At 70.1% G+C, this 19423-nt stretch carries 16 protein-coding genes; 12 read left to right on the top strand and 4 right to left on the bottom strand.

Going from position 1 to position 19423, the window contains the following annotated elements:
• The first annotated feature begins 99 nt into the window (after positions 1-99).
• The 8 genes from ACIBJH_RS07325 to ACIBJH_RS07290 all read left to right on the top strand — a co-directional run bounded on the left by ACIBJH_RS07325 (position 100) and on the right by ACIBJH_RS07290 (position 11262).
• On the top strand, positions 100-1287 hold the full coding sequence (locus tag ACIBJH_RS07325; RefSeq protein ID WP_399115865.1) for an aminotransferase class I/II-fold pyridoxal phosphate-dependent enzyme: 1188 nt from the start codon (positions 100-102) through the stop codon (positions 1285-1287).
• Positions 1287-2504: an acyl-CoA dehydrogenase family protein gene (locus ACIBJH_RS07320; protein WP_399115864.1), complete on the top strand. Its 1218-nt coding sequence runs from the start codon at positions 1287-1289 to the stop codon at positions 2502-2504. Before ACIBJH_RS07325 ends, ACIBJH_RS07320 begins: the two co-directional genes overlap by 1 nt.
• Entirely contained in the window at positions 2501-2758 is a 258-nt protein-coding gene (locus tag ACIBJH_RS07315; protein ID WP_399115863.1) for an acyl carrier protein, read from the top strand. Before ACIBJH_RS07320 ends, ACIBJH_RS07315 begins: the two co-directional genes overlap by 4 nt.
• On the top strand, positions 2755-4371 hold the full coding sequence (locus tag ACIBJH_RS07310) for an amino acid adenylation domain-containing protein (RefSeq protein WP_399115862.1): 1617 nt from the start codon (positions 2755-2757) through the stop codon (positions 4369-4371). Before ACIBJH_RS07315 ends, ACIBJH_RS07310 begins: the two co-directional genes overlap by 4 nt.
• A gap of 17 nt (positions 4372-4388) precedes the next feature.
• Positions 4389-6932, top strand: a complete 2544-nt coding sequence (locus ACIBJH_RS07305; protein WP_399115861.1) for an amino acid adenylation domain-containing protein — start codon at positions 4389-4391, stop codon at positions 6930-6932.
• A gap of 79 nt (positions 6933-7011) precedes the next feature.
• On the top strand, positions 7012-8829 hold the full coding sequence (locus ACIBJH_RS07300; RefSeq protein ID WP_399115860.1) for an amino acid adenylation domain-containing protein: 1818 nt from the start codon (positions 7012-7014) through the stop codon (positions 8827-8829).
• Positions 8822-10453: a condensation domain-containing protein gene (locus tag ACIBJH_RS07295; RefSeq protein WP_399115859.1), complete on the top strand. Its 1632-nt coding sequence runs from the start codon at positions 8822-8824 to the stop codon at positions 10451-10453. Before ACIBJH_RS07300 ends, ACIBJH_RS07295 begins: the two co-directional genes overlap by 8 nt.
• The gene (locus ACIBJH_RS07290) at positions 10450-11262 is read left to right on the top strand and encodes a thioesterase II family protein (protein ID WP_399115858.1); all 813 of its coding nucleotides are present in this window, start codon (positions 10450-10452) and stop codon (positions 11260-11262) included. The genes ACIBJH_RS07295 and ACIBJH_RS07290 overlap by 4 nt, the downstream gene beginning before the upstream one ends.
• Positions 11263-11314: 52 nt before the next feature.
• Here ACIBJH_RS07290 and ACIBJH_RS07285 read toward each other — a convergent pair whose 3' ends face one another.
• From ACIBJH_RS07285 to ACIBJH_RS07275, 3 genes are all read right to left on the bottom strand, one after another.
• The gene (locus ACIBJH_RS07285; RefSeq protein ID WP_399115857.1) at positions 11315-12568 is read right to left on the bottom strand and encodes a response regulator transcription factor; all 1254 of its coding nucleotides are present in this window, start codon (positions 12566-12568) and stop codon (positions 11315-11317) included.
• Positions 12569-12796: 228 nt separating this feature from the next.
• On the bottom strand, positions 12797-13783 hold the full coding sequence (locus tag ACIBJH_RS07280; protein WP_399115856.1) for a BTAD domain-containing putative transcriptional regulator: 987 nt from the start codon (positions 13781-13783) through the stop codon (positions 12797-12799).
• Positions 13784-14732: 949 nt separating this feature from the next.
• On the bottom strand, positions 14733-15698 hold the full coding sequence (locus ACIBJH_RS07275) for a pirin family protein (RefSeq protein ID WP_399115855.1): 966 nt from the start codon (positions 15696-15698) through the stop codon (positions 14733-14735).
• A 138-nt stretch (positions 15699-15836) separates the two neighbouring features.
• Here ACIBJH_RS07275 and ACIBJH_RS07270 point away from each other — a divergent pair, with 138 nt between their 5' ends.
• The 3 genes from ACIBJH_RS07270 to ACIBJH_RS07260 are packed head-to-tail and all read left to right on the top strand — an operon-like array spanning position 15837 to position 17158.
• The gene (locus ACIBJH_RS07270; RefSeq protein WP_399115854.1) at positions 15837-16319 is read left to right on the top strand and encodes a MarR family winged helix-turn-helix transcriptional regulator; all 483 of its coding nucleotides are present in this window, start codon (positions 15837-15839) and stop codon (positions 16317-16319) included.
• Entirely contained in the window at positions 16316-16762 is a 447-nt protein-coding gene (locus ACIBJH_RS07265) for a MarR family transcriptional regulator (protein WP_399115853.1), read from the top strand. The genes ACIBJH_RS07270 and ACIBJH_RS07265 overlap by 4 nt, the downstream gene beginning before the upstream one ends.
• A 48-nt stretch (positions 16763-16810) precedes the next feature.
• Positions 16811-17158 (top strand): tetratricopeptide repeat protein, encoded by a 348-nt coding sequence (locus ACIBJH_RS07260; RefSeq protein ID WP_399115851.1) that lies wholly within the window; start codon positions 16811-16813, stop codon positions 17156-17158.
• A 64-nt stretch (positions 17159-17222) separates the two neighbouring features.
• On the opposite strand, the gene ACIBJH_RS07255 is transcribed toward ACIBJH_RS07260, so the two are convergent.
• Positions 17223-18614, bottom strand: a complete 1392-nt coding sequence (locus ACIBJH_RS07255) for a PepSY-associated TM helix domain-containing protein (protein ID WP_399115850.1) — start codon at positions 18612-18614, stop codon at positions 17223-17225.
• Positions 18615-18772: 158 nt separating this feature from the next.
• Between ACIBJH_RS07255 and ACIBJH_RS07250 the strand changes: the two genes are divergently transcribed.
• The gene (locus ACIBJH_RS07250; protein ID WP_399115849.1) at positions 18773-19417 is read left to right on the top strand and encodes a peptide deformylase; all 645 of its coding nucleotides are present in this window, start codon (positions 18773-18775) and stop codon (positions 19415-19417) included.
• The last annotated feature ends 6 nt before the right edge of the window (positions 19418-19423 follow it).

Raw genomic sequence — 19423 nt, 5'->3', positions numbered from 1 at the left:
GCAGCCTCCCGCCCGGAAGCCCTCCCCGAAGAAGCGTCCCTCTCCCGGCAATTGACGGACTTGACCACTGGGTGAACCGAGCAGACAAGAGAAACCCTTATGGCTCTTAAAGCAGACCTCTCCGCGCTCAAGGACGGCTATCTCCGCTGGGAGAAGGAGGGCAACTCGCCCTTCTTCCCGGTGGTGCAGTCGAATCAGGGGAACACCGTCACGGTCGAGCCCCACGGCGACCTGATCATGTTCGGTTCCTGCGACTATCTCGGCCTCTCCCAGCATCCCGTGCTCAAGCGGGCCGCGATCGAGGCGATCGAGCAGTTCGGCACCAACACCTACGCCTCACAGCTCATCTGCGGCCACACCCGCATCCACCGGAGCGTCGAGGACAGGCTGTCCGGGATGTCGGACGGCCGGGCCGCGATCATGTTCCCGTCCGGCATGTCCGCCTCGCAGGGGGTCGTCGCCACGATCGCGTCGAGCGAGGACGTGGTCATCAACGACCGGCTCGCCCACAGTTCCCTCTTCATGGGCAGCCGCCTCTCCGGTGCCGAGGTACGCACCTTTCCGCACAACAGCATGAAGCGCCTGGAGACCGTCCTCCGGGAGAGCGCGGGCAAACGACGGCGGATCATTGTCGTCGACGGTCTGTACAGCGCGGACGGCGACTACGCGCCCCTCGACCGGATCACCGAACTGGCCGCCGCGTACGACGCCCTGACCGTCGTCGACGAGGCCCATTCCTTCGGTTCCGTCGGGCCGAACGGGCTCGGAGTGGCCGACCACTTCGGGGTCTTCGACAAGGTCGACGTCGTGATCGGCACCATGAGCAAGACGCTCGGCAGCATCGGCGGCTTCGTCCTCACGCACGACTGGTTCGAACGCGAACTCCGGTACATGTCCCCCTCGTACACCTCCTCACGCGGCTCGGCCCCGGCGGTGGCCGCGGCGACGCTGGCCGCGCTGGACCTCCTGGACGCGGAGGGCGACCGACTGCGCCGCCGGCTCGTCGAGAACACCGAGTCGGTCACGGCGCGGCTCCGCGAGGCCGGATGCGACCTGCTGAACACCCGGAGCCACATCGTCCCCGTCCTCGTGGGCTCGGAGGACAAGACGGTCGCGGTGGCGCACTGGCTCAGGGGCAGGGGTGTCATGGTGGCGCCGTTCGTCTACCCGCACGTTCCGGCGGGTTCGGGCCGTCTGCGGGTGGGTGTCTCCAGTCGGCACACCCCGGAGGAGTGCGAGCAGCTCGTCGCCTCGGTGACCGCCGCGAAGAAGGAGTTCGACTTCTGATGCGCGGCACGGCAGCTCCCGGCAGCGGAACCGTGGACCTCGAACTGACCCCGGAACAGCGCGAGTTCAGCGAAACCGTGGAGAAGTTCGCGCTCCGTGAGCTGAACGACGACCTGGTCGGGCGGGACAGGGACGGGGTCTTCGCCGAGAAGAACTGGCGCAAGTGCGCCGCCACAGGCCTCCTCGGCCTGCCGGTTCCGGCCGAGTACGGCGGACAGGACGCGGACGCCACCACCACGACGGCCGCGCTGGAGGCACTGGGCTACGGCTGCCGCGACAACGGCCTCCTCTTCTCGCTCCACGCGCACCTGTGGGCCGGTGTCTCTCCGATCGTCCGGTTCGGCTCGGCCGGTCAGAAGGAGCGCTACCTCCCGGCCATGTGCGCCGGCGAGTCGATCGCCGGGCACGCCATGTCCGAACCCGGCTCCGGTTCGGACGCGTTCGCACTGACGACCTCCGTCACCAGGAGGGGCGGAAACTACGTCCTGAACGGCTCCAAGACGTTCGTCTCCAACGCGCCGATCGCCGACGTCCTGCTCGTGTTCGCGGTGGAGGAGCGCAGACGCGGCTTCGCCGGGGTGAGCGCCTTCCTCGTCGACCGGGACACCCCTGGGCTCACGGTGTCGAAGCCGCTCTCGAAAATGGGCCTGCGGACCTCGCCCATGGGAGATGTGCGCCTGGACGACTGCGAGATTCCCGCAGCGTGTCTGCTCGGGCCGGAAGGCGCCGGCATGGCGGTGTTCACCTGGACCATGGAGCGCGAGCGCAGTTTCATCCTGGCCACCGCGCTGGGCACCATGCGCCGTGACCTGGAGCGTTGCGTGGAACACGCCCGCACGCGGCACCAGTTCGGGCAGCCGATCGGATCCTTCCAGGCCGTCTCCCACCGCATCGTCGACATGCGCATGCGACTCGACGTCTCGCGACTGCTGCTGCGGCGACTGGCCCGGCTGACCGACCGGGGCGAACCGACCGCGGTCGAGGCCGCGTTGGCGAAGGTCTACGTCAGCGAGGCGTTCGTCCAGTCCGGTCTCGACGCGATCCAGATCCACGGCGGTTACGGCTACAGCACCGAGTACGAGGTGGAGCGCGACCTCCGGGACGCGCTCGCGAGCCGCATCTACTCCGGCACATCCGAGATCCAGCGCGATCTCGCGGCCCGTCACATGGGGCTGTCGGCGCGCACCTTCGGCAAGGAACAGAGGAAGAGCGAATGACGGCGACGGACGTGAAGCGATCGGTACGCACGTTCATACGGGAGGAGCTCGAATGGGCCGGCCCCGACGAACACCTGGAGGACGACGCGTCGTTGATCGACGCCGGGGTCATCGACTCCCTCAGCCTCCTGGAACTCGGCCACTGGATCGGTGACAAGTACGGCATCAAGGTCGACGACATCGATCTGACGGCGGCCAACTTCGAGACGCTCAGCGCGATCGAGGCCTTCGTCCTGCGTGGCTCCCCGGCATGAGCGCCCGGAGCGCCGGGCGGCCCGGCTGCCTGCACCACCTGCTGCGGGCAGCCGCGGCGGCACATCCCCTGCGTACGGCGGTGGTGGACGGACCGCGCGTCCTGACCTACGCCGAACTCGACGCCTGGTCGGATCGCGTGGCCGCCCGGCTCCGCACGACGGGCGTCGAGCCGGGTGACCGGGTCGGCCTGTTTCTCGACAAGTCGGCGGAGGCGATCGCGGGCCTCTACGGCGTCCTCAAGGCGGGCGCCTGCTATGTGCCCCTGGACCCGCAGGCTCCGGCCGCCCGACTGCGCATGATCGCCGAGGACTGCGCCCTCAGCGCGCTGCTCACCGGGAGGCGCCGCAACGCGAGCACCGCACCGGACGACATCGCCCACCCGAAGGGCCTGATCGACCTCGGCGGTGACCTGCGGGCCGGGGACACCCGTGACGCCGGTGCGTCATGTGACGTACCCGAGACGGTGGTGGGGCCGGACGACCTCGCGTACATCCTCTACACGTCGGGCTCCACGGGCCGCCCCAAGGGGGTGACACTCACGCACGGCAACGGCCTGGCGTTCGTCCGGTGGGCGGCCGACGAGTTCCGTCTGGCCCCCGACGACCGGTTGTCGAGCCATGCCCCGCTCCACTTCGACCTTTCGGTCCTCGACGTGTTCGGCGCGGCGGCCGGCGCGGCGGCGCTGGTCCTCGTGCCACCGCAGGCCTCGGTGTTCCCAGTCCAACTGGCGCGGTTCATCCGTGAGTTGGAACTGACGGTGTGGTACTCGGTTCCGTCGGTGCTGTCGCTTCTGCTCCGGCACGGCGAGATGGGCGAGAACCCCTTCCCGGATCTCCGTCTCGTCCTGTTCGCCGGGGAGGTGTTTCCGACCCCCCACCTGCGTCGGCTGATGACCGTGCTGCCGAGGGCACGCATGGTCAACCTCTACGGTCCGACCGAGACCAACGTCTGCACCTGGCACGAAGTGACGCGCCCGCCCGAGACCGACGCCCCCGTTCCCATTGGCCGTGCCCTCCCCGGCACCGAGACGGTGGCCGTCACCGGCGACGGGCGCCCGGCGGCACCGGGGGAAACCGGCGAACTCCTGGTCGGCGGGCCGACGGTGATGCGCGGCTACTGGAACGACCCGGAGCGGACGGACCGGGTACTGGTCCCGTCACCACTGGCACCAGCGGGCGGTGACCGCCCACGTGTGTACCGGACGGGTGACCTCGTGACGGTGGGTGCGGACGGCGCGTACACGTTCGTAGGGCGCCGGGACCACCAGGTGAAGACGCGCGGCTACCGCGTGGAACTCGCGGAGATCGAGGCCGCCTTGCACACGCACCCCGCCGTCGTCGAATGTGCCGTCGTGGCCGTCCCCGACGAGTTGGTCACCAACCGGCTGGTCGCCTGCCTCGTGGCCACGGAGGAGATCGATGCCCGGGAGGTCGCCCGTGTCTGCCGGTCCCGTCTGCCGCGCTACATGATTCCGGACCGTTTCGAGTTCTTCGACCGGCTGCCGAGGACCTCCACCGACAAGACGGACCGGCGCGCACTGCTCGAACAGCTCGAACGGCTGGGCCGGCTCGCGAACCGGTCGGTGCCCCCGGTCGGTGTGGGAAGCGACTGAAGAGAATGGACCGACCGATGGATTCCCCCGCGCCCTCCTACGACCCGACCGTGCTGCCCGGCGACTTCCTGCGGACTCCCGCGTCCGGCGGTGCCTTCGGCAGTGCGTGGCGGCCGGTCGAATCCCACCTCCTGTCCGCTGTCGCCGAGAGCGCGGACCAGACGTCCTCCTCGGCCCGCTGCGTGCTCACCGCCGCCGCCCTCGTGGCCCTGGCGGATTTCTCCGGCTGCCGCGAACTGTGCGTCGGGACACCGGCGTTGCACCCGGACGGCCCCACGGGCGGCCTACGGCCCCTGTCGACGCGGCTCGACGATCAGGACACCCTGCGCACCATCTCCGCACGGGTGTCGGCGGGGCTCGGCCAGGAGGATCCGAACGGCGGATCGTTCACCGACGATCCGTCAGAAACACCGTGCCCAACGGTAATTGCAGTGGACCAGAACATCACTGACATCATCGCCCCGCTCCCCGAGCTGGTCGTGGCCTTCGAACTCCGGTCCCGTACCGGCCGTCTCACCGTCCACTACGCCGCGGACCTGTACGAGTCCGCGACCGCGACGCAACTCGCCGACCACGTCCTCGCCTGTCTCGACGCCCTGCTGACCGACGTGGACCGACCGGTCGCCGCCGCGATGCGGCCGGCCCCGGACGAAGCCCTCACCTTTCTGCCGGCACCGCAACCGGCCCCCGATCCGGACGAGTTGTCGATGCCGGGCGACCTGGTGCGCACGTGGGCGGAGCGAACACCGGACGGGATCGCGATTCTCGCTGCCGACGGTGCCACGCTCACCTATGCGCGACTGGACGCGCTCGCGGGCGGCCTGGCCGAGCGACTGAGCACCGTGGCGAACGGCTCCGCAACCGTCGCCGTGCTCACCGGGGACAGCCGGACGGCCGCGATCGCGATGGTCGCCTGCCAGTACGCCGACCGCTGCTTCGTCGTGCTGGATCCCGAAGCCGCCGAGGCACGCAACGCCGCTCTGGTGACCACCGCGCGGGCCGGTGTCCTGCTGCACGACGCGGCAGGAGGCGGACCTGCGGCACGTCTCGCGGAGGCCACCGGTTCGCGGACCCTCCTGTACGAGGAGAGCGGTCGTACGGCTGCCACCGCCCAGTCACCGCCCCCGCGCAGGGCCGACCGCGAACCCGCCTACATCGCCTTCACCTCCGGAACCACGGGCAAGCCCAAGGGAGTTGTGCAACCAAGGCGCAGCCTCGCGCAGTTCATCGCCTGGCAGCAGGCCCAGCTGGGTCTCGGACCGGGCTCGCGGGTGGCCATGTGGTCCGCGCCCGTCTTCGACGCCTGCTACATGGAAGTGTTCGGGGCACTGGCCTACGGCGCGACGCTCTGTGTTCCGCCGCAGGGCGAACGACGCGATCCGGAAGCCGTCGCGGCGTGGCTCGCGGCGGCGCGGGTGACCTTCTTCCAGGGCGTTCCGAGCTTCGTCGAGTACGTCGTCGCGGCCCTGGAGAACCGGCCGCGCCCCATGACCGCCCTGGAGAACGTCATCGTCGCCGGGGAGGTGTTCCCGCCCTCTCTCGGCGTCCGTATGCGGGCGGTGTTCCCTTCGGCGCGCGTGCACAACATGTTCGGGCCGACCGAATGTGTCCTGGCCACTCGTCACGAGATTCCGCCCGACCACCCGGGACATCGGCGGGTACCCGTCGGCCGCCCGATCAGCGGGCGCCGGATCCTGCTGATGGACACGGAGGGGCGCCCCGTACCGCGGGGCGCCGTCGGCGAGATCGGCATCGTCGGCCGCTTCCTCGCGAGCGGCTACATCGGGGACGAGGTCCAGACCCGGAGCCGGTTCCGCCCGCTGCCCGATCGTACGGACGAAGTCGTCTATCACACAGGTGACTTCGGCCGGATCGGCCCCGACGGGACGCTGCGCTACCTCGGTCGCCGGGACGCCCAGATCAAGGTGCGGGGCATCCGCGTGAACCTGGACGAGATCGAGGCCGTACTGTCCCGCCAGCCACAGGTGGAGCAGTGCAAGGTCGTGGACGTGCGCGTGGCCGCGGGACATGTGCAACTGGTCGCGTTCGTACAGCCGAAGCCGGAACTGTCGCGACCCGGGTCCGGCTGCGCGCTCGCGGAACCGGCGCTGGCCTCCGTGCTGCGGCGCAGTGTCACCGAGGCGTTGGGGGCACGGGTCGCGCCCACGCGGTACATCGTGGCCGGACGGTTGCCGCGGACCGCGACCGACAAGCCCGACCTGGACGGGATGCGGAAGATCAGTGAGGAGCTGCGAGCTGCCAGGACCGCGGTCTCCGTGCCGGGGAGCGCGGTCGGCCCCGACTTCCCCGAGAGCCTGCGCGACCGGATTCGCCGGGTGGTGCTGGCAGTCACCGGCCGGCCGGTGCGGGACGACGAGGACCTCCTGACCACCGCCGCAGATCCGCTGCTGCTCGCGCTCCGTATGAAGAAGGCGCTCATGGCGCACTGTCCCGGGGTCTTCGACCGGGTCGACGTGCGCGCGCACTCCTCGATCGAGGCACTGGAGGACATCGCGGCGCGGTCCACCACCGTGGCTCCGACTCCCCGCCGCGACTCCTGATACCGCCGCTCCTGAAACAAGGGGGCCGTCCCCACCGTCTCGCGCACTGCGTACGACCGACCGCACGGAGGCACTCATCGTGATCGACCTTCAACCACGGGATTCCGCCCGCACCGCCGCGCACGCGTTCGCGCGGGTCGCCGCGACCGTGCCCACGCGTCCGGCGGTACGGCACGGGGAGACCAGGCTCACCTATGCCGAACTGGCGGACCGGGCCGGAGCACTGGCCGACGGGCTGAGGGGGTTGGGGGTCGGTCGCGGGGACGTGGTGGCGACACTGCTGAACCGCTCGGAACTCTGTGTGGTCGCCGTTCTGGGGGCGTGGGCGGTAGGTGCCGCCTATGTGCAAATCGAACCGACCGATCCCGACGCCCGGGTGGCGACGCTGCTCGGGAACGTGACTCCGGCGGTCGTGCTGACCGACCGTCCGAACGGGGCCCGGCTCAGCCGGGGCCCGTACCCCGTGGTGTCACTGGACGACGTGCCGGCAGCCGTTCCGTACCGTGTCGACGCGGACCTGCGCGACGACGACCTCGCCTACCTGGTCTTCACCTCCGGCTCGACCGGTGTGCCGAAGACGGTCGAGGTCGCCCACCGCCCGCTGCTCAACTTCTGCGCCGGATTCCAGACGCTCATGGCCGGTGCCGCACCCGTGGACAGCCTCGGCGTCATGACCACCTTCGCCGCCGACATCAGCAAGGTCACCGTCTACGGCGCGCTCCTGTCCGGCAGTCGCCTGGACATCTACGACCGGATCACCACCCTCGACCCGTACGAACTGGCGCGGGAACTCCACGCCCACCCCGTGGACGGGATGATGCTCACCCCCTCGCTGCTCGAAGCACTGGCCGACGAAGGCCGGTTGGCCGACCTGCTGCCGCGCCGGCTGGTGGTCCTGGGAGGCGAGACGGTACCTCCCCGGTTGGTCGCGGCGATCTTCGAGGCCGCGCCCGACCTCGTCGTCCACAACGCATACGGACCCGCCGAAGCCACGATCTTCGCCACCGCGCACCGGGTGAGCTCCGCCGATGTCGGACGTGAACGCATACCGGTCGGCCGCGCCCTCCCGGGAATCATGAGCCGCGTGCTGGACGAGGAAGGCCGTCCCGTCGCGGACGGCACACCCGGGGTGTTGTACCTGGGCGGTGCGTGTCTCGCCGACGGCTATCGGGGGGACGAGGAGAGGACGGCGTCGAAGTTCGTCACGATCGGCGCGGAACGGTTCTACCGCACCGACGACCTGGCCGTCCGTGCGGCGGACGGGTGCGTCGACATCCTCGGCAGGTCGGACGGGCAGCTCAAGATCCGTGGCAACAGGGTCGAGCCGGGCGAGGTGGAGACGGCGCTGCTGTCCGTTCCCGGGGTCCGACGAGCCGTGGTCACCGGCGAACGTGCCGAGCCCGGGGCGCCGTTGGAGATCGCCGCGTACGTCGTGGGCTCCGCCGCACGGGCGGACATCGTCGCACTGCTGGCGGACCGCCTGCCCGCGGCATTGATCCCCAGCCGTATCCGTCTCGTGCCGGACATCCCCGTGAACCTGAACGGCAAGACGGACTTCGAGGCGCTCCGCGCGGGTCTGCCGGAAGAGGACCCACACCCGGCGGCCGTCGTGGACGCACCGGTCGGCGCGGTGGAGAGGTTCGTCGCGGAGGTGTGGCGTGGCGTCCTCGGCCGCGATCACATCGGCCGCCACGAGCGGTTCACCGAGGCGGGCGGGACCTCGTTCAAGGCGCTTACCGTCTACGGACGCCTGCGCCGTCGCTATCCGGATTTCACCATCACGCAGTTGTACGCCCACCCGACCATCGCCGAACTCGCGCCGGCGCTCGCGGGCGAGGGAGGGGGACGGGACGAGGACATACAGGAATCCCTCCGAAAGGTGGAGCCCCATGGCTGACGAACCGTCCGCCGCCTCGACGAGCACCCGGTTCAGCCCTGCCGAGGCCGTCATGGCCCAGGTGTGGGAAGACGTCCTGGGCGTCGACGGTGTGGGCCTCGACGACGACTTCTTCGCCTGCGGCGGCGATTCCCTGCTGGCGATCACCGTGGTGGCCGAGGCCGGGCGGCGCGGTCTGCGGATCGCCCTGCCGCAGCTGTTCGAGCACCCCACCGTCCGGGGCACGTGTCGCGCGTCGGCGCACGGCGGTCCCGACCGGCCGCCGGCACGGGTGGATCTCCTGTCGCCCGCCGACCGGGCCAAGGTGCCCGCGCACGTGCAGGAAGTCATGCCGGCCACCCGTCTGCAGTTGGGGCTGATCTACGAGAGCCTGATGAGCGCCGGTGCACAGTACGTCTGCACCGCGGCGCACGACATCAGGAAGCCGCTCGACGAGGCGACGTTGCGGGAGGCCCTGGCACGCGTCGCCTCCCGCCACGAGATGCTGCGGGTGCGGTTCGAACTGGGCGGGTTCAGCGAGGCCGTCCAGATCGTGGAACACGGCGTCGAGATCCCGCTGACGGTGGCCGACCACAGTGCGCTCGACGCGAGTGCACTGGAGAAGCGGACCGCTCTCGTCATGAAGGAACTCGGGCGCCCCTTCGATCCCGAGACGGCACCGCTGGTCCGGTTCCACGCGGCGGCCACCGGCGCGGAGTCCTACCGGCTGACCTACTCGTTCCACCACGCCGTCCTCGACGGCTGGAGCGCGGCGAACCTCCTGCACGAGACGGTCACCGTCTACGCGGGTCTCCTGGACGGTGACGTGCCGGAGCTCGCCCGGCCACTGCCCTACGCGGAGTACGTGCGCCTGGAACGCGCCGCGGCCCGTAGCGAGGAAGCGGTACGTCACTTCGAGGCATGGGCACGCGGCGAGGAGCACCGCCCGGCGAGAGCCGTGCCGCACCCGCCCCGGATGACGGAATTCGAGGCGAGAGTCTCACGGGCGGACACGGAAACGCTGTTCGCGTGTGCCGCAGCACGGGGCCTGCCCGTCAAGAGCCTGCTGCTGACCGCGCACGGTGCGGCGGTCGCCGCCGAGCGCGGACGACCCGTCGTCGATGTCGCGATGATGATGATCGGCCGGCCCGAGCAGGAGGGAACGGATCTCACGCTGGGGCTCTTCGTCAACTACCTGCCGATCCGGCTCGACCTGCGCGGGACCACCTGGGCGGGCGCGGCGCGGCGGGCCTTCGACGCGGAGCGCGAACTGCTGCCGCACCGCCGCTTCCCCTATGCCGACGCCCTCGGGATCGTCGGCAGCCGTCCCTTCGAGGTGTGCTTCAACTACGCGCATCTGCGACGGAACATCCAACTGGTCGAGGCCGGGGTCGTCGCACGCGGTCAGTACTCGGATCTCGGCGTCGGCATCCCGGTCGTCGTCGACGTGCACAACACCGGCGACGGACTGGCCGTCCGGGTCTCCGTCGACACCTCCCGCCACGACGCGGCCTTGGGAAGCCGGCTCCTGTCGCGCCTTCTGGAAGGCATCCGCCTCATGGCCGGGAGTCCGGAGACCGAGTGCCTTCCGTCCACGGCAACCGTGCGTCGGTCCTCCGGCGAAAGGGAGAGGGCGGAGAAGTGAGGAGCGACTGGGTACGAACCTTCGCCGCGCCGGGACGGCACCGGATGCGGCTCGTGTGTTTTCCACACGCCGGCGGAGCGGCCACCGCATACGTCCGGCTCGCTCGTGAACTCCATCCGGACGTCCATGTTCTCGCCGTGCAGTACCCGGGGCGCGAGGACCGTGTGGGCGAGCCCTCGCTGACCGACGTGGCGCACCTTGCCGAAGCGGTCGCGGACGAACTGGTCGCTGACGAACGGGCCACGGACGAACAGGCCGACCGCGCCGGACCGTACGCGCTCTTCGGGCACAGCCTGGGCGCGCTCATCGCCTACGAAACGGCACGCCGTCTGGTGAACCGGTCCGTCGAGCCACCGAAGCGACTGTTCCTGTCCGGGCGCGGGGCGCCTCTGGTGAGCGGAGGCGGGAACGCCCTCCCCGCCTTGGACGACGCCGGCCTGCGCGCGCACATGGTGCGACTGGGCGGCACCGATGCCGCCGTGCTGAACCACCCCGACCTGGCCCCCCTCGTGCTGAACGCCATGCGTGCCGACTACCGGGCCGCCCAGACCTACACGTGGAGTCCCGGACCACCCCTCGACATCCCGACGACCGTACTGATCGGTGCCGACGACGATCTCGTGACGGCCGAACACGCCGCCGAATGGCGGCATTTCACCACGGCTCGCTGCGACCTCCGGGTCCTGCCGGGAGGGCATTTCTATCTCGATGCCCAGGTCGCGGAGGTGAGCCGCGTGATCGACCTGCTGTCACGGAGCGACGTGGCACCGGACCAGGACGGAACCCCGAGTCGGGCCCTTCGCGGATGACGCCGGTCCGTGCCGCGAGTCCCGGTCCATGTCTCGGTCCGTGTCCCGTGTGCTACGCCCCGCTCGTGTTCCAGGCGACGGCCAGTTCGACGCGCGACCCGACCTCCATCTTCTGGAAGACCTTTCTCAGATGGAACGCGACCGTGTGCTGGGAGATGAACAGCTTCCGGCCGACCTCACTGTTCGTGAAGCCCTGGCTCACGAGTTCCGCGACCGCGAACTCCTCCTCGGTGAGCCCGTGCCCGACGATCCGATCGCTCACCACCAGCCGGGCATGGCTGTACCGGACGCCGAGGTAGCGCAGTTTCTTCATGACCCGGTGTGCGTCGCGCGGGGCTCCGGTGGCGGTGTAGCCGTCCAGAGCCCCTTTCAGATGGCCGACCGCCTGTTCGCTCTCGGCACGATGTCTGGCGAGCAGGGTGCCGAGGTCCTCACGCGCGGACGCCTGCAGCCAGACCTCGGGATAGAGACCGGCCGCCCTGCGCAGTTTGCCGGGGTCCTTCTCCGACCATCCGGCCGCGTGCAGTCCCGACGCGCGCAGGACCTGGTACTGCGGGTACGACTCGGCGAGGGCGTTGGCCGTCGACACCGTCCTCTTCATGACGGAAGAGGCACCCAGCTTGTCCGCGCCCCGGACCAGCCAGGACGCCGCGGAAGGCTGTGCCGCGAGCAGTCTGCGAAGGAGCGTCCGATCGTTCACCAGGCCACTGATGAGGTGTTCCGCGCTCGCCGCTCCACCGTAGGCCTCCGCGGTCTGGGCGGCCGCCCACGCGCTCTGCGCCTGCACGAGCAGGGACGTCCCCAACAGGGCGTCGTTCGCCAGCTCTTTCGTGGAGTGCAGGGCGGCTTTGGGATCTCCCTGTCGCAACGCGCTCTGCACCAGCAGGACATGGCCGAGGGAGTGCACTCCCCGTGCCGTGTGCGGAACACCGATCCGCAGGGCCTCGTGCACCTCGGACACGGCGGCGTCGAGACTGCCCTCGGCGAAGCTGACCGTGGCTCGGGTCACCTGGACCATGGCGGTCAACTCCGCGGAGTAGAAGGCGCCGTCACGAGGCGCGGCCCCTGCCAGCGCGCGGCGGGCCTGGGGCAGATGCCTGACGGTGCCGAGCAGCCAGGCGTGCCAGAGGTGCGCCAGCGGGGTGTATGCCGAGCGGTGTCTGGTGCACACCGATTCCGTCGCCTCGACGGCCTGCTTCATGCTCGCGTCGAGTCGGCCGCGTTTCCACAGCAGGAGGGACCGTTGGACCTGGAGGAGCGTCTCGCACCTTTGGAGTGAGCAGGATCCCTCTTCCGAGCAGACCATCAAACACACTCTTTCGCCCCAGGCGCAATTGTTCGGCCGTGAACCGATCATGGCCCGCATTAGCAGCCACCACCTTTACCGGGGTGCTCAAGAGTGACCAGGTCGTCCCTTTGGCGAGTAAAAGTACGAGGCTGATGATCTTCGATCAACAGGATCCCTGTAAAGCTTCAATCAAGGCAAGTATGAAATTGGCCGAATTATGTGCAGGTGTTGTCTTTCGGTAATGATTCAGGAAACGGGAGGTGGCTGCGGAAAATTGTCCTGCAATATCGCGAGTTGCGCGGCAGGCAGTTCCGCTCCGGGTTCCAGGCCGAGGTCGGTCCGCAGTCGGGTCCGGATGTCCTGGAACACCTCCAGCGCGGCGGCCCGTCGGCCGGATCCCGCGAGTGCCAGCATCAGCCGCGCGTGCAGCGCCTCGTGCCAGGGCTCGTCCGCCACCAGCCTCTGCAGCTCGCACACCGCCTCGCCGTGGCGACCGAGCGGGATGGCGAGATCCGCGAAGGCGATGGCGCAGTCGATCCGGGTCTGGGTCGCCCGCGCGCCGTCGGGCAGCAGGTGCGCCTGGTCGGACAGGTCGCCTCCGAGCCTGCCGCGCCAGCAGCGAAGGGCCGCCAGTAAGGTCTCCGCCCGCAGGTGTGCGTCGTCGAGTGTGTCGGCGCGTTCGAACAACGTGGTGAAGTTCAGTACATCGCTCTCCTCCACGGTCACGTGCAGTACATATCCGCCGCGCGACCTCTCGATCCGTGGTGTGTGCCCGTTGCCGTCGTCCCCCCGCCTCGGCGGCAACACCTTCCGCAGCCGGGCCACGTAGGTATGCACGAGATTCGCGCACGTCGACGGGGCTTCCCCGGGCTGCCACAGCGCGTCCACGATCTCGTCGCGGCCGACGACCTCGTTGGGGCGCAGCGCCAACAGCGTGAGCAGCAGTCGCGGTTTCGCGGCGTTCAACGGTATCTCCGCGCCGGCGTGCCGGATGAGCACGGGCCCCAGGATCCCGAGGAACAGTCCACTGGGATCCGTCCCGGCCCCCTGCGACAGCACAGCGTTGAGCCGGTACCGCAAAGTGGCGCCGGGACGCCGTACTTGACCGCTTTCGAGGTACCGGATCGCCCGGACGCTGACCCCTGATTTCCGGGCGAGCTCCAACTGGGTGAGTTTCGCCGACCGCCTTCGCCTGCGCAGCGCGTCGCCGAAGGACTCCTGTCCCTGGTCCACGGGCGCGGGTTCTCGGTGTGCCGAGTCTCTACGGGCCCGGTCGTGGCCCGGTCGGGAGGGGGGAACCGCCGCATCCTTGGGAGAGTTACTCATGAGCGCTCGCAGTCTGATGTCGTGCCAGGTACGGCAGGACGTGGGGGCATCATGGATCGCGCCGTCACTGCCGCCCGATGCCTGGGATCGGACGCTGTGGTGACGGAGTGCGTGGCAGGGGGGGAGAAGTCGCGAAGTCGTCTCCGATCGTCCGTGGCGGCACACGACCCGTCAAGCGATCTTGTCCGGGACTATCAGGTCTTGTGGTTGACAAGCGTCGAAGTGTTGCGTCCGTCTCGTAATCGGGGTGAACGGACCGCGGCAAGGAGCGCCGAAGCTGGAACTCGCGCGGGCTCGCTGCGGGAAACTCAAGCCAGCGTGCCTGATTGTTTCTCCCAGGATTCTCCCGTGCGTACGGTACGGACGCGCGGGAATCCCCGACAGGCCGATGGCGAACGGGTATCCGGAACTCCGGCTCGGCCAAGGCTGTGTGGTCGAATTTCAGGGCGTTAAGATTTCGTCAGTGTCGGAGTGGACGGAATCGCCGTCCAAGGCGGAATCTTCCTGACGTTATCCGCGGCAGAACTCCACCCCCGCGACGATGCGGTCGACTCGCCCCCGCAGTGCGGCTCGCACGTGTACCCACGACGGGGTCCGGCAGCCCGGCCGAGCCTGTGCTGCCCAGCAGGTGCCGGTGCGCCCCTTCGCCCAACGGTCTGCTCGGGCCGACCTCCACCAGAGTCGGCCGAGCGGCATCCCCGCAGTACCAGGTGCAGCACCACGAGCACCGGCGCCTCAGGCCGGCTCCGACTCGGAGCACCGTGCCCACGCCACCCGCCGACGGCGGATCGGACGAGGAGTGCGGGCACGAGGACGGGAACGTCCTGGTCGGTGCGGTGCAGCAGATCCGAGCAGGTCAGCGCACCCTCCCCCGCGGCTTCAACGCCAGCGGGGGCAGCTCGGGGGCCGGCAGCGGCGCGCCGTCGTACCCCTTCACCTCACCGAACCGCGAGCCCGTCATCCAGTCCTCGCGCGCCTGCTCGATCTCTTCCTGGGTGCGGCCGATCCAGTTCCAGAACATGATCAGCTCTTCCTCGAACGGCTCGCCCCCCAGCAGCATCAGGCCCGCGTCCGACGCGGCGCGCAGCGGGAGTTCGGTGCGGCCGCAGCCTAGGTAGAGCATCGAGCCCGGGAGGACCGGGACGCCGTCGACGTGGGCCTCGCCGGACATGGCCAGGACGGCGTACTCGAAGTCGGGTTCCAGCGGCAGGCGTACGTCCGCGCCGGCCGCGAGGGCCAGGTCCGCGCCGACGATCGGGGTGTAGGTCGTACCGGGTGAGGTCGCGCCGTCGACGTCGCCGAGGACGATCGTGGCGCGCAGGCCCGGCGCCGTGACGACCGGCAGCTCGGCGTGGTGCTCGAAGTGCGGCTCGACATGGCGGTCGCTGTCGGGGAGGGCGACCCACAGCTGCGCTCCGTGCAGGAACCGGGCGTGCGTCTTGGGGCTCTGCTCGGCGTGGCTGATCGCCCGGCCGGAGGTCATCAGGCCCAGTTCGCGCGGGCGGATCGTCGCGACGCTGCCGGTCGAGTCGCGGTGCAGGACCTCGCCCTCGTGCAGCCAGCTGACGGTCTGCAGACCCATGTGGGGGTGTGGCGGCACCTGCATGCCGGGCTCGTCGGCGATGTCGTCGGGGCCGTAGTGATCGACGAAGCACCAGGCGCCGACCATGCGGCGGCCCAGGTTGGGCAGCAGCCGGCGGACTTCGGTGGACTCGCCGAGCTGGACCTTGCGAGGGCTGAGGAGTTCACGGACGGGCTCCGCCACCACGAAACCGCGGCCGCCGCACAGGGCCGGAACCGCTTCGCGATCAAGATTGCTCATGGCGACAACCTAGTCCCGTCGAGGCGGTTACGTCAGTCCGTCGAGCGCCGGTCCGCCCCCCGGGGCCTCTCCCCCGCCATGGGCGCCCCGTGCGAAAAATAGTAGCCATGGACATAATAGCCATGTACCGTATCGGTCATGAGTACGGCATCCGAGGGCGCGACGCCCGGTTTTCTGGTCTGGCGACTGTCGATGAAGTGGCGTGTGGCGGTCGACCGCGCGGTGGCACCCCTGGGACTGACCCATGCGCAGTACTCCCTGGTGGCGTCGCTGTACGGCATGCAGCGCTCCGGACTGCGTCCCAGTCAGCGGCACCTCGCCGACCGGACCGGACTCGAAGCCCTCTATGTGTCGAAGCTGGCCCGCGCCCTGGAGTCCGCAGGCCTCGTCGAGCGCACCCGGGACCCCCGCGATCCGCGCGCGGTCCAGCTGGCCCTCACCGACGAGGGCCGCGAGGTGACCCGGCAGGCGATCAAGGTCGTCCACGGGCTCCTGCAGCAGCTGCTGGAACCGCTCGGCGGCCTCGACAGCGCACGGACCCGGGAGTTCAGCCGGGACCTGGCGATTCTGCTCGACACACCCCTCAACCCCGCGAGTGAGCACGAGAAGGAGCAGTCATGACCACCGCCACCACGACCCCCGCCGACGCCCGCATGCTCGGTCTGGCCCACTACGCCGCCCGCGCCGTCCTGGAGAGCGTCCTCGTCCGCCACGGCGTCGGCTTCCAGCAGCAGATCACCCTGCGTCCGGTCGCCGTCGCCGCCGGGCCCGTCGACCGTGGACAGCTCTCCGCGGACACCGCGGCGGCGCTGAAGGTCGGCGAGAACTCCGTGCAGGCCACCATCGACGAACTGATCACGGCCGGACTGCTCGGGACGGACGCGTCCGACGTGCGGATCACGGACGCGGGCCGGGAGCTGTTCGCACGGATCACGAAGGAGACGAGCGCGGCGAGCGCCAGGATCTGGGGCGACATCCCCGAGGAGGACCTCGCGACCACCGGCCGGGTGCTGACCCTGATCACCGAGCGGGCCAACGCCGAACTGGCCGCCATCGCGAGGTAGTGGAATATTCAACCAACAAGGTCCGTTGAGTGCGTCGAAGGAGGTCAAGTGGACATGACGTACTACGACCACGGAACACCGGCGGAGCGTTGGGAGCGCGCGCAGATGTTCTTCGACGCCAAGGACTACGCCGCCGCGGCCCGGGTGCTGGGCGGGCTGGTCGAAGAGGTGCCGGAGCAGACCGGACCGCGCCTGCTGCTGGCGCGCGCCTACTACCACTCGGCCCAACTGCGGCGCGCCGAGAGCGAGTTGCGTGTCATCGTGGAGCGTGACCCGGTGGAGCACTATGCGCGGCTGATGCTGGGCCGCACGCTGGAGCGGCAGGGCCGGCACGAGGAGGCGGGCCCGCATCTGCGGATCGCCTCGGCGCTCGCGGGTGACTTCGAGCAGGTCTGAGACGCGGTGACGCGAGTGAAGGGGCCCGGTTCCGATACGGAACCGGGCCCCTCCGCATGTGTCGTCAACTCGCGTACGTCCGGCGGCCCTTGCGGTGGGCCACCTCGCCCAGCACCACGTCCACCGCGATGAACGCGGCCAGCGGGATCCCCAACAGCGGGACGAAATAGCCGAGTACGGCGATCACCGCCAGGCACGGCACAAGGACGAGCGGGGACAGCTGGGCCCAGGCACCGCGCGGGATCGGGCGGCCGAAGGAGGAACCCCGGCCGCGCTGCCACCACATGCGGTAGCCCCACACGATCAGCAGGATCAGGGAGAGGGTGAGCAGCATCAGGGCTATCTGGTTGGCCAGGCCGAACAGGACGCCGGTGTGCAGGTCGATGCCCCAGCGGGTCAGTTTGGCGAGCAACGGGTAGTCGGCGAAGCGGAGTTCGTCGGTCACCTCGCCGGTGGTGGGGTCGACGGCGACCGCGTCCTGTTTCTCGGGCCAGCTGCGCTGGACCTGTTTGACGACGTACGTCGAGTTGGCGTCGGCCGGCGGGACGATCTCGACGGGGTTGCCCAGCCCCTTGGCCCGCGCGGCGGCGAGGATCTTGTCGAGGCCCACCCCGTGTTCGGCGTCGCCGGTCGCGGTGGAGCCGCCGTGGCCCGCGTGTTCACCGCTCGCCGCGGCGGACACCGAGGGCGTGGACTGGCCCAGGGAGGTGCGGAGTTCGTCGATGTTGGCGCCCGCGTACGTCGACCAGGTCAGTCCGGTCGCCGACAGGAAGATGAACCCGGCGGCGGCCCAGACACCCACCGTGCCGTGCAGGCCGAGGGTGCGGCGCCGTCCGCTGGTGCCGCGCAGCTTGCGCAGGGCGCGGCGGCGGGAGAACCACAGCACCAGGCCGCCGGCCGAGATGACCCACAGCCAGCTCGCGGCGAACTCGCTGTACAGACGGCCGGGTTCGCCGAGGTTCAGGTTGCGGTGGAGGTCGTCGATCCAGGTGCGGAGCGGGAGCGCGCCGGTCGAGCCGTACTGTTCCAGCGCGCCGCGCACCTTCCCGGTGTACGGGTCGACGAACACCGCGAGGGTGCGGTCGGAGCGGACGCCCGCGACGCCGGAGAGCATGACGCGGGTGGTGGCGCCGGCCTCCGGGGAGGGCCGGACCGCCGAGACCGTGCCCTCGGGGTGTGCCTTGCGGGCGGCGGCCACCTGCTCCGATATCGGCAGCTCGCGGTCGCCGACGGGGACGGTCAACTCATGGGCGTACACGATCCGTTCGGCCTCAAAGGCACCGGCGTACAGGAAGCCTGTGGTGGCGGCGACGAGCAGGAACGGGGCGACGAGCACTCCGGCGTAGAAGTGCAGGCGCAGGACCAGAGGGCGGAGCGGGGCCCAGCGGCTGGGGGACGAGGCCGGGGCGGGCTCCTGCGGGACCTCGGCCGGGGCGGTCGAGGGAGCGGTGGACATGGGCGGGCTTCTCCGGGTGGCAGGGGACGAGGAGCGGGCGGGGGTGTGGCGTAGCCGTAGTGGTCCAGTAGTCGGCGGGTGAGAGCACCGAGTTCCCGCGGGCTGGAGTGGCGTGCGTCACGTTCGGGCCGCGGTGCAGGCCATGGCATCCTGGCGCGATGGCACTTCCCAGTGATCGCGCGCCCCTGGCCGAGCGGGTGGAGGAACTCCTCGCCGCCGGCGGTCCGTTGCCCATCGTCTCGGCCGGTGACCCGGTGCTCAGGCGCGGGACCGAGCCGTTCGACGGCCAGTTGGAGCCCGCGCTGCTGGCCCGGTTCGTCGAGGCGCTGCGCGTGACCATGCACGCGGCGCCGGGTGTGGGCGTCGCGGCCCCGCAGGTCGGGGTGGAGCTGCGGATCGCGGTCATCGAGGACCCGGCACCGGTGCCGGACGAGGTGCGGGTGGTGCGCGGGCGGGTGCCGCAGCCGTTCCGGGTGCTGGTCAATCCGTCGTACGAGCCGGTGGGCGACGGCCGGGCCGCGTTCTTCGAGGGGTGCCTGAGTGTGCCGGGCTGGCAGGCCGTGGTGGCGCGGCACGCGTCGGTGCGGCTCACGGGGCAGGACGAGCACGGGCGGGCGGTGGACGAGGTGTTCACCGGGTGGCCCGCGCGGATCGTGCAGCACGAGACGGACCACCTCGACGGCCTGCTCTATCTGGACCGGGCCGAGCTGCGCTCGCTGTCGTCCAACGAGGCGATGGCGGAGCGCTGGGCGCAGCCGACACCGGTCGAGGCGTCGGCTGCGCTCGGCTTTCAACTGCCGTAGGACATC

This window comes from Streptomyces sp. NPDC050548 (assembly GCF_044457385.1).
In the GTDB taxonomy this organism is placed as follows: Bacteria; Actinomycetota; Actinomycetes; order Streptomycetales; family Streptomycetaceae; genus Streptomyces.
The sequence above is the reverse complement of the archived record's forward strand: the minus strand, read 5'-3'. Positions and strand labels throughout refer to the sequence as shown.